General features: G+C 69.8%; 8 protein-coding genes. 1 reads left to right on the top strand and 7 read right to left on the bottom strand.

The genetic code is table 11. From position 1 onward, the window contains the following. Nucleotides 1-134: 134 nt before the first annotated feature. From ACFVDI_RS26885 to ACFVDI_RS26855, 7 genes are all read right to left on the bottom strand, one after another. Nucleotides 135-1301, bottom strand: a complete 1167-nt coding sequence (locus ACFVDI_RS26885) for an acyl-CoA dehydrogenase family protein (protein WP_378911950.1) — start codon at nucleotides 1299-1301, stop codon at nucleotides 135-137. Continuing rightward, nucleotides 1298-3208: a biotin carboxylase N-terminal domain-containing protein gene (locus tag ACFVDI_RS26880; RefSeq protein WP_378911947.1), complete on the bottom strand. Its 1911-nt coding sequence runs from the start codon at nucleotides 3206-3208 to the stop codon at nucleotides 1298-1300. Before ACFVDI_RS26880 ends, ACFVDI_RS26885 begins: the two co-directional genes overlap by 4 nt. Nucleotides 3209-3295: 87 nt before the next feature. Further along, nucleotides 3296-4891: an acyl-CoA carboxylase subunit beta gene (locus ACFVDI_RS26875; RefSeq protein WP_378911946.1), complete on the bottom strand. Its 1596-nt coding sequence runs from the start codon at nucleotides 4889-4891 to the stop codon at nucleotides 3296-3298. Then, entirely contained in the window at nucleotides 4888-6039 is a 1152-nt protein-coding gene (locus ACFVDI_RS26870) for an acyl-CoA dehydrogenase family protein (RefSeq protein WP_378911945.1), read from the bottom strand. The genes ACFVDI_RS26875 and ACFVDI_RS26870 overlap by 4 nt, the downstream gene beginning before the upstream one ends. After that, nucleotides 6036-7760, bottom strand: a complete 1725-nt coding sequence (locus tag ACFVDI_RS26865; RefSeq protein ID WP_378911943.1) for an acyclic terpene utilization AtuA family protein — start codon at nucleotides 7758-7760, stop codon at nucleotides 6036-6038. Before ACFVDI_RS26865 ends, ACFVDI_RS26870 begins: the two co-directional genes overlap by 4 nt. Continuing rightward, the gene (locus tag ACFVDI_RS26860) at nucleotides 7757-8551 is read right to left on the bottom strand and encodes a TIGR03084 family metal-binding protein (RefSeq protein ID WP_378911941.1); all 795 of its coding nucleotides are present in this window, start codon (nucleotides 8549-8551) and stop codon (nucleotides 7757-7759) included. The genes ACFVDI_RS26865 and ACFVDI_RS26860 overlap by 4 nt, the downstream gene beginning before the upstream one ends. Continuing rightward, the gene (locus ACFVDI_RS26855; RefSeq protein ID WP_328527850.1) at nucleotides 8548-9147 is read right to left on the bottom strand and encodes a TetR family transcriptional regulator; all 600 of its coding nucleotides are present in this window, start codon (nucleotides 9145-9147) and stop codon (nucleotides 8548-8550) included. The genes ACFVDI_RS26860 and ACFVDI_RS26855 overlap by 4 nt, the downstream gene beginning before the upstream one ends. A 114-nt stretch (nucleotides 9148-9261) precedes the next feature. Here ACFVDI_RS26855 and ACFVDI_RS26850 point away from each other — a divergent pair, with 114 nt between their 5' ends. Continuing rightward, a complete protein-coding gene (locus ACFVDI_RS26850) occupies nucleotides 9262-9621 on the top strand; it encodes a VOC family protein (protein WP_378911940.1) in 360 nt (119 codons plus the stop codon). Nucleotides 9622-9817: the final 196 nt, after the last annotated feature.

The raw sequence follows: 9817 nt of genomic DNA, 5'->3' as shown, positions 1-9817 counted from the left end.
ACGGCCCGGAAGATTAGTACGCCCCCGGGGTCGGCGCGGCGGCCGCCGCTCGGGGCTGCGTTGACCACACAAAAACCCCACGCGACTGTGTTGGTCTCGACACGCTCGCTGGCGCTCGCGGCTCGACCGACGTTTCAGTAGGACTTGGGGAGTCCGAGCGTGTGCATGGCGATGTAGTTGAGGATCATCTCCCGGCTGACCGGGGCGATCCGGCCCAGGCGGGCGGCGACAAGCTGGTTGGCCAGCCCGTACTCCACCGTCAGACCGTTGCCGCCGTGGGTGTGGACCGCGGCGTCGGTGGCGTTGCAGGCGACCTCGCCGGCGGCATACTTGGCCATGTTGGCGTACTCTCCGGCACCTGCGTCGTCCCCGGCGTCGTAGAGCGCGGCGGCCTTCTGCCACAGCAGGCGGGCCTGCTCCAGCTCGATCTTGACCTTCGCCAGCGGGTGCGCGATGCCCTGGTGGGAGCCGATCGGGGCGTCCTTCCAGACCGAGCGGTTGGCGGCGTACTCCACCGCCTTCGCCAGCGCGTAGCGGGCCATCCCGCAGGAGAGGGCTGCGCCCATGATCCGCTCGGGGTTGAGCCCCGCGAAGAGCTGCCAGATGCCGCCGTCCTCGTCGCCGACGAGGGCGTCGGCAGGGAGACGTACGTCGTCGATGAAGAGCGTGAACTGCTTCTCCGGCGCCTCCCAGGCCATCGGGATGACCTGCTTGGTGAAGCCCTCCGAGTCGGTCGGGACCACGAAGAGAGCGGGCTTGAGCTTGCCGGTCTTGGCGTCCTCCGTACGGGCGACGATGAGGACCGAGTCGGCCTCGTCGACGCCGGAGATGAACGTCTTCTGGCCGTTCAGGACCCACTCGTCGCCGTCACGCTTGGCGGTGGTGGTGATCTTGTGGGAGTTGGAGCCGGCGTCGGCCTCGGTGATCCCGAACGCCATCAGCAGGCTGCCGTCCGCGATCGCGGGCAGCCAGCGCTTCTTCTGCTCGTCGGTGCCGCAGCGGCCGATGATGCTGCCGCAGATCGCGGGGCTGACGACCATCATCAGAAGCGGGGCGCCGGCCGTCGCGGCCTCCTCGAGCACCGCCGCCAGGTCGCTCATGCCTCCGCCACCGCCGCCGTACTCCTCCGCGATGTTGACGCCGAGGAACCCGTTGCGGCCCATCTCGAGCCACATCTCGGTCATCTTGCCGCCCTCGCGGGCCTGCTTCGCGACGAAGTCGTGACCGTACTTCCCGGCCAGCTTCGCGACCGCCCCACGCAGCGCGGTCCGCTCCTCGGGCTCTGTGAATGCGGTGGTCATTCTGCCTCCTCTACGACGGCCAGCACCTCGCCGGCGGCGACCTGGGTTCCTGGTGTGACGTTGATCTGGGTGAGTACGCCGCCGGTCGGCGCGGTCACCGTGTGCTGCATCTTCATCGCCTCCAGGACCAGCAGCGGCTGGCCCTCGGTGACGTGGCTGCCAGCCTCGGCCAGGACGTCGACGACCGAACCCGGCATCGGTGCCAGCAGGCTTCCGGGCTGGGTCTGTGTTGCCGGGTCGGTGAACCGCGGCCGCTTCCGCAGCGGGGTGTGGCCGAACGCGGAGTCGACGTCGACCCGGTCGCCGTCGACCGCGATCTCGTACGTCGTGCGCAGGCCGTCCTTTTCGAGAACGACCCGTTCCTGACCTGCCTCGATGACCTCGAAGCCGTCGACGCGGTAGCCGTCACGGGTGCCGTACCACTCCACGACGCGCCCGTCTTCCGAGCCGTCCTCGAACGTGGTCCGCTGGGGTTGGTTGACGACGTTGCGCCAGGCGACCGGGATGCCCGGACGACGGGTCCCCTCGGCCAGGGCGATCGCGGCGGCCACGGGGGCACCGGGGTCCTCGGCGGATGAAAGAAAAGTTTCTTTCGCGAGCAGAGCGGTGGTGACCTCGCCGCTGCGGAACGCATCAGAGCCGAGGATCCCGACCAACTGCTCGCGGTTGGTCACCAAGCCGTGGATCTTGGCCGTACGCAGCACCGCGACCAGCCGCCGGATCGCCGCCTCGCGCGTCGGCGCGTGCACGATCACCTTCGCCAGCATCGCGTCGTAGAACGTGCTGACCTCCGAGCCCGAGGTGTAGCCGGCGTCGATCCGGACCTCGGTCCCACCGGTGGTCGAGCTTGTCGAGACCTCCAGCTTCGTCAGCGTCCCCGACTGCGGCTGGTAGTCCGCCGACGGGTCCTCGGCGTAGAGCCGAACCTCCACCGCATGCCCGTTCACGTCGGTGGTCGAGCTTGTCGAGACCACCCCCGGGACACCCTCGGCGACAGCGATCTGCAGCTCCACCAGGTCGACCCCGTGCACCAGCTCGGTGACCGGGTGCTCGACCTGGAGCCGCGTGTTCATCTCCAGGAACCAGAACCGCTCCGAAGCGGCGTCGTAGAGGAACTCGACGGTGCCGGCCCCGCGGTAGGAGATCGCCGCCGCGGCGTTCCGGGCCGCCTCGTGGAGCGCCGAGCGGACGGCATCCGGCAGCAGCGGCGCCGGGGACTCCTCGACGACCTTCTGGTGGCGGCGCTGCACCGAGCAGTCGCGCTCACCGAAGACGGCGACGTTGCCGGCGCCGTCGCCGACGACCTGGACCTCGACGTGGCGGCCGGCCTCGACGTACGGCTCGACGAAGACGGTCCCGTCTCCGAACGCCGAGGCGGCCTCGGCCTCGGCCGCGGCGATCTCAGCGGCGAGGGCGTCCAGCGAGCGGACGATCCGCATCCCGCGCCCACCGCCGCCGGCGGAGGCCTTGACCAGCAGTGGCAGGTCGGTTTCGACCGGCGACGCCGGCGCCTCCAGGACAGGGACCCCGGCAGCGGCCATGATCTTCTTCGCCTCGATCTTCGAGCCCATCTGCTCGATCGACTCGGGCGCCGGCCCGATCCAGACCAGCCCGGCCGCCTCGACGGCGCGGGCGAAGTCGGCGTTCTCCGACAGGAACCCGTAACCCGGATGGATCGCGTCGGCACCGGCCACCTTGGCCGCCTCGATGACGAGATCGGCGCGGAGGTAGGTCTCGGTGGGGGCGTTGCCCGGGAGGCGTACGGCATGGTCCGCCTCGGCCACGAACGGCAGGTCCGCGTCGGCGTCGGAGTGGACCGCGACGGTCTCGATCCCGAGCTTGCGGGCGGTGCGGAAGACGCGCGAGGCGATCTCGGCACGGTTGGCGACGAGCAATCTGGTGATCATGAGGCAATCCCGTTCATCGAGCCCCGATCCACGGTGGTCGAGCTTGTCGAGACCACCCTCGAGGCAACAGTCCTTATGGCGGCGACGTCACATCCGGAAGACACCAAAGTTCATCGCCCCCTCGATCTCCTTGGTCGCGATGGCGGAGAGGCAGAGGCCGAGGACAGTGCGGGTGTCGCGCGGGTCGATGACCCCGTCGTCGTACCCGAGGCCGGAGAGGAACATCGGCAGCGACTGCTCCTCGACCATCCCCTCGACCATCTCCTTGACGCCCTTGAACCCCTCGGCGTCGAAGACCTCGCCCTTCTTCTCGGCGGACTCGCGGGCGACGATCTCCATCACCCCTGCCAGCTGGGCCGGCCCCATCACGGCGGACTTGGCCGAGGGCCAGGTGAAGAGGAAGCGGGGGTCGTACGCACGGCCGTTCATGCCGTAGTTCCCCGCGCCGTACGACGCCCCCATGATCACGGTCAGGTGCGGGACGGTGGAGTTGGAGACCGCGTTGATCATCAGCGCACCGTGCTTGATGATGCCGCCCTGCTCGTACTCCGTGCCGACCATGTAGCCGGTGGTGTTGTGCAGGAACAGCAGCGGGGTGTCCTTCTGGTTGGCGAGCTGGATGAACTGCGCCGCCTTCTGGGCCTCCTCCGACATGAGCACGCCGCGGGCGTTGGCGAGGATGCCGATCTCGTAGCCGTGCAGCCGCGCCCAGCCGACGCAGAGGCTCGACCCGTAGAGCGGCTTGAACTCGTCGAACGCCTGAGCGGTGGTCGAGCTTGTCGAGACCCCCGAATCCGTCGGCACCCCGTCCACGATCCGCAGGATCGCCTCGCGCGGATCGAAGGGCTCCTTCAGATCCGTGGGGATCAGGTCGAGCAGACCCTCGGGATCCAGTCCGGGCTCGTAGACCTCCTTCGGGAGCGGGCCCCGCTTGCGCCAGTTGAGCCGGGCCACGACCCGGCGCGCCTGCCGGATCGCGTCGTGCTCGTCGACGGCGAGGAAGTCGGAGGAACCAGAGATGCGCGAGTGCATCTCGGCGCCGCCCAGCGACTCGTCGTCGGTGTCCTCACCGGTGGCCATCTTCACCAACGGCGGGCCGGCCAGGAAGACCTTCGCGCCCTCCTTGACCATGATCACGTAGTCGCTCATGCCGGGGACGTACGCACCACCGGCCGTCGAATTGCCGAAGACGACCGAGATGGTCGGCTGCTTGCGGGCGGAGGACCGGGTCAGGTCGCGGAAGCCCTTACCGCCCGGGATGAAGATGTCCTTCTGAGTGGGCAGATCGGCGCCACCGGACTCGGTCAGGTTGATCGTCGGGAGTCCGTTCTTCTCCGCGATCTCGGCCGCCCGGAAGGAGCGCTTGAGGGAGTAGGGGTTGAGCGCCCCGCCCTTCACCGTCGGGTCGTTGGCGACGATCATGCACTCGACGCCCTCGACCACGCCGATGCCGGTGATGATCGACCCACCGACCGGGAAGTCGCTGCCCCAGCCGATCAGCGGCTGGGTCTCCAGGAACGGGCTGCCCTCGTCGAGCAGCAGCTCGATCCGCTCGCGGGCGAGCAGCTTGCCGCGGGCCTTGTGGCGGGCGACGTACTTCTCCCCGCCCCCTGCCGCCGCCTTGGCGTGCTCGGCGTCGAGCGCCTCGATCTTCTCGAGGAGGGCTTCTCTGTTCCCGGTCATCTGTCCAGTCCCAACAGCTTGGCGGCCAGGTCGGTCATCACTTCGGTGGCTCCTCCTCCGATCGGAAGGATCCGGGCGTCGCGGTAGTGCCGCTCGACCTCGGTCCCGTGCATGTATCCCGTCCCGCCGTGAAGCTGGACGGCCTGGTCGACGACCCACGTGCAGGCCTCGACCGCTGTCTGCTTGGCCAGCGCCGCCTCGGCGATCGTGGCCTGGGTGGCCCCCTCGCGGTCGTAGCGTGCGACCACGGCGTGGGTGTAGGCCTTGGCCACCTCGACCTGGCGGTGCATCTCGACGAGCTTGTGGCGTACGACCTGCCGCTTGATCAGCGGCTCGCCGAACGTCTCGCGCTGGCGGCAGTAGTCGGCGGTGAGCGCCAGGCAGCGGGCTGCGGTGCCGTAGCCCTGCACGGCCAGCGCGATCCGCTCGGTCACGAACGCCTCGGCGATGTAGATGAACCCGGCGTTCTCGTCGCCGACGAGGTTGGCGGCGGGGACGCGTACGTCCTCGAAGGCGAGCTCCGCGGTGTCGGAGCAGTGCCAGCCCATCTTGGCGAGCTTTCGCGTGACCGTGAAGCCACCGGTGGTCGAGCCTGTCGAGGCCTCCTTGTCGATCACGAGCAGGCTGATGCCGCCGGCCCCCGGCCCGCCGGTGCGGACCGCGGTGGTGACGAAGTCGGCGCGCACCCCGCTGGTGATGAACGTCTTGGCGCCGTTGACGACGAACTCGTCGCCGTCGCGGGTTGCGGTCGTGCGGAGGTGGGAGACGTCGGAGCCGCCGTCGGGCTCGGTGATGGCGAGGCTGCCGATCTTCTCTCCGGCCAGGGTCGGCTTCACGTACGTCTCGATGAGGTGGGGCGAGCCGTGCTTGGCGATGTGCGGCAGCGCGATCCCGTGGGTGAACAGGCCGGCGAGCAGGCCGGAGGAGGCTCCCTCGGACATCATCCCCTCGGTCACCGCGACGGTGTCGGCAAGACCACCGCCCTCCCCGCCGACCTCCTCGGGGAACCCGATCCCGAGCAGCCCCTGCTTGGCGGCGGCCCGGTGGGCGTCCCGTGGGATCTCCTGGTTGTCCTCCCACTCCTGCAGGTCCGGGAAGATCTCTCGGCGCGTGAACTCGGCGCCCAGACGGAAGAGGTCGTCGTTCATCGGATCGCCTCCGACGTTCCGTCGGGACAGAGATTTAGGGGCATGTCGACAAATCGGCTCCGCGCCCATTCGCCCAGACCCTTCGCCTGCGGGTCGAAGCGTGTCGAAGCGGCCACGCCCTCCCCGAGCAGGTCGTGGATGACGATGTTCACGCCACGCAGGTGCGGCAACGGCGTGATGTCGATGGCGAGCTCCTCGGTCTCGGGCAGCAGCGCCCGCACCCACTCCGGGGTCACGGTGTCGAGCAGCCACTCGACGGCCGCCTCCGGCCGCCCCTGCGGCACCCAGAGCCCGAGGTTGGCGTCGCCACCCTTGTCCCCGGATCGCGCGTAGACCAGCTCACCCAGCGCTCGCCGAGACGTCGCCCCCGTCGGCCGAGGCGTCGCTCCGGTCGGTCGAGTGGTCACCTCGGTCGTCGCGCGTGACGTCTCGACATAGGCGAGGGGGGACGGAACCTCGTAGGTCGACCCGTCAGGGAGATGGACGGTCTCGGACGCGCGGTCGCGCCGGACGTACGCAGCCTTGTAGATCCCGAACGGAGACGGCCGTCCCGGGGGCGCGGTGACGTGGAAGCCCGGGTAGGAGGCGAGCGCCAGCTCGATGGCCGGAGCGGTCAGAGCTCGTCCGACGGCGTCGGCGTCGGCCGCGCGCGCGTTGAGCCGCAGGATGCAGGCGGCTCCCTCCTCGGTCGGCGAGTCGGGCGCGGGGACGCGGTAGGTCGACCAGGTGTAGTCGGGGCCGATCGGGAGCTCGGCATCGAGCTGGTCGCGCAGCCACGCGGCCTTGGCGTCGATGTCGGGGCCGGTGAGCACGAACTCGGCGGAGTTGCGGTAGCCGCCGAGCGAGTTGACCGCGACCTTGAGCGTGGCCGGCGGCGGGGTGCCCGTGACGCCTGAGATGGCCACTCGATCGATCCCGACCTCGGAGAGACGAATCGAGGTGAGGTCGGTGGTGACGTCGGGACCGAGGTAGAGCGGCCCCTGGATCTCGTAGAGCAGCTGTGCGGTGACCGTGTCGACCGTGACGGTGCCGCCGGTCTCGTCCTGCTTGGTGATGATCGAGGAGCCGTCGACGGCGATCTCGGCGACCGGGAATCCCAGCGGACGAGCCCGGGCCTGCGGCGACATGGTCAGGAACCCGGAGAAGTTGCCCCCGGTGGCCTGGGTGCCGCACTCGATCACGTGACCGGCGACCACGGCGCCGGCGAGCTCGTCGTAGGAGTCGCGCTTCCAGCCGTGGTGGGCGATCGCCGGCCCGACGACGACGCTCGCGTCGGTCACCCGGCCGGTCACTACGATGTCGGCACCTGCGTCGAGCGCGTGCGCGATCCCGAAGGCACCGAGGTAGGCGTTGGCGGTCAGGGCGTCGGGGTGGGAGTCGAGGCGGCCCCGGAGGTCGTCGCCGTCGACGTACGCCACCTTCGCGGAAGTCCCGAGCGCCTCGATGGCGGCAGCGAGACCGGCGGGGTTGAGGCCGCCCGCGTTCGAGACGATCTTGACGTCTCGCTGCAGGGCGAGGTCGAGGCAGTCCGCGACCTGACGCAGGAACGTCTTGGCGTAGCCCGTCGTCGGGTCCTTGAGGGTGTCCTTGCCGAGGATGAGCATGGTGAGCTCGGCGAGGTAGTCGCCGGTGAGCACGTCGAGCCGACCGCCCTCGAGCATGTCGCGCATCGCCGAGAACCGGTCGCCGTAGAACCCGGAGCAGTTGCCGATCGTGATCATTTCTTGGGCCTCCCGCCCCCGGTGGGCCCGGCGAAGGCCTGGGCGATGGTCAGCCACTTCTCGGCGTCGTCCCCGGTCGCCTCGAGCGCGGTGTCGTCACGGTGGATGCGCTGGGTGACGAGCCGCGCGAAGTCGTATGCAGGCCCTCGTACGCTCTGTTCCGCGTCCTCCGGGCCCCACTCCCACAGCTCGCCGGACGGCGCGGTCAGCTCGATCCGGAACGGGGAGCTCGGCGGCGTCAGGCCGTGCACGCTGTAGGAGAAGTCACGGGTACGGGTGCCGAGATGGCACACGTGCTTGATGCGGTCGCTGGGCTCGTAGGTGTGGCCGAGCGCCTCACGCACGTCCAGCCCGTGGGCCCAGGTCTCCATGAACCGCGCGGTCGCCATCGAGGCCGGCGACATCGGCGGCCCGAACCAAGGCAGCTTCTTCCCGTCAGGGATGTTCGCGAGCGCCCCGGCGAGCTCGCCGCGTACGCCGTCCCAGTGCTGCAGCAGCTCGGTCGCCGGCATCGCGGCCATCGCCAGGGCGGACTCGTCGACATAGCCCTCGGGGTTCTTGATGGCCTCGTTGACCAGCTCGTCCCAGGCGGTCGCGTCACCTGCCACCCACTCGGTCGCGGCGAGCGCGGCCTCGTCGGTCCAGGCCAGGTGGGCGATCTGGGCGGCGACGTCCCACCCCTCGGCCGGCGTCGACTCGCGCCAGCCCGCCTCGCTCAGCCCCGCCACCACCTGGCGGAGCTCGAACCCCTCCATGGAGAGGTCCTCGAGAAGTTCGTCCAGCAGACTCATCGCAACTCTCTTTCCAGGACCTCGGCCCAGTGGTCGAGGATCCGCTCGCGTCGTGCGGCGTCGTCGGTAATCGTGTCAGCCAGAGCCAGGCCGCGGACGAGATCGAGGGTGGCCTGCACGAGCTCGCGCACGCCGGGTTTCTTCTCGTCCACGCCGAGCAGCTCGACCGTGGCCCGGTGGAGCTCGCGACCGATCCGCTGCTCGAGCGGACCCACCGCAGCAGCCAGCTGCTCGTCGGTGCGCGCCGCCACCCACAGCTCGAGTGCGGCGGCGAAGACCGGCGAGGTGACCTGCTCGGCGAGCATGGCGAGCACGTGCCGCGTACGCTGCCCGCCCTCCGGCAACGCCCCGGCCGCCTCCTTCAGTGCCTCGCCGCGAGCCTCGGTGATGTGCTCGACCGCCGCCACGACCAGGTCGTTCTTGGCCGGGAAGTGGTGCAGCTGAGCGCCGCGGGAGACTCCGGCCCGCTGGGAGACGAGTGTGGTCGAGGTGCCGGCGAAGCCGCGCTCGGCCAGCAGCTCGACGGTGGCATCGAGGAGCCGCGCCCGCATCGCGCGGGTGCGCTCCTCCTGGGGTACGCGGGTGGCTTGGCTCACAGACAGGCACTCTGCCGCGACAGAAACAAACAGTCAACCCTGACTGTATATTTCTGAGACGGTGTCGTGACAGGCGGAAGCCGAATGTCCGGAACCCGCTCTAACGTCGGATCCATGGCTATCGCACGCAATCCGCAATGGGTCATCGACTGCCCCGAGCCGGCAGCCCTGGCCACCTTCTACGCAAAGCTCTTCGACTGGGAGACGAAGGTCGACGACGACGGCAGCTGGGCCGAGGCCTGGGGCGACGGCGGCGCCCTCAACTTCCAGGCGGTCGAGGACTACCACGCGCCGAAGTGGCCCTCGCAGGACGCACCTCAACAGTCCCACCTCGACGTCTTCGTCGATGACCTCGACGCTGCTGAGGCGGCCACCGTCGCCCTCGGCGCCACCAAGCACGAGGTCCAGCCCGGCAAGACCTTCCGCGTCTTCCTCGACCCCGCCGGTCACCCGTTCTGCCTCTGCCAGGCCTGACAAGCCCCGCCGAGTCGGTCGAAATGGCGAGCCGAGAATGCAGTTGTGGGGGGGGGTGCGGGTGTTGTGGGGGGCGCCCCCACGCCCACCGCCCCGCCGCGACCCCCCGCGATGAGCCCGATGCCCCCCGCGCCGATCAGCGCGCCCGAGCTCGCGGGCAGGCGCGGCGTCACGCGACACCGGCCGGGCGGTAGGG

It is taken from the genome of Nocardioides sp. NPDC057767 (assembly GCF_042798275.1).
GTDB lineage: Bacteria > Actinomycetota > Actinomycetes > Propionibacteriales > Nocardioidaceae > Nocardioides.
The sequence above is the reverse complement of the archived record's forward strand: the minus strand, read 5'-3'. Positions and strand labels throughout refer to the sequence as shown.

Excerpts from the sequence above, each read along its gene's own strand:
- ACFVDI_RS26875 (WP_378911946.1), bottom strand. The coding sequence starts at position 4,891 with ATGACCGGGAACAGAGAAGCCCTCCTCGAGAAGATCGAGGCGCTCGAC.
- ACFVDI_RS26865 (WP_378911943.1), bottom strand. The coding sequence starts at position 7,760 with ATGATCACGATCGGCAACTGCTCCGGGTTCTACGGCGACCGGTTCTCG.
- ACFVDI_RS26880 (WP_378911947.1), bottom strand. The coding sequence starts at position 3,208 with ATGATCACCAGATTGCTCGTCGCCAACCGTGCCGAGATCGCCTCGCGC.
- ACFVDI_RS26860 (WP_378911941.1), bottom strand. The coding sequence starts at position 8,551 with ATGAGTCTGCTGGACGAACTTCTCGAGGACCTCTCCATGGAGGGGTTC.
- ACFVDI_RS26870 (WP_378911945.1), bottom strand. The coding sequence starts at position 6,039 with ATGAACGACGACCTCTTCCGTCTGGGCGCCGAGTTCACGCGCCGAGAG.
- ACFVDI_RS26885 (WP_378911950.1), bottom strand. The coding sequence starts at position 1,301 with ATGACCACCGCATTCACAGAGCCCGAGGAGCGGACCGCGCTGCGTGGG.
- ACFVDI_RS26850 (WP_378911940.1), top strand. The coding sequence starts at position 9,262 with ATGGCTATCGCACGCAATCCGCAATGGGTCATCGACTGCCCCGAGCCG.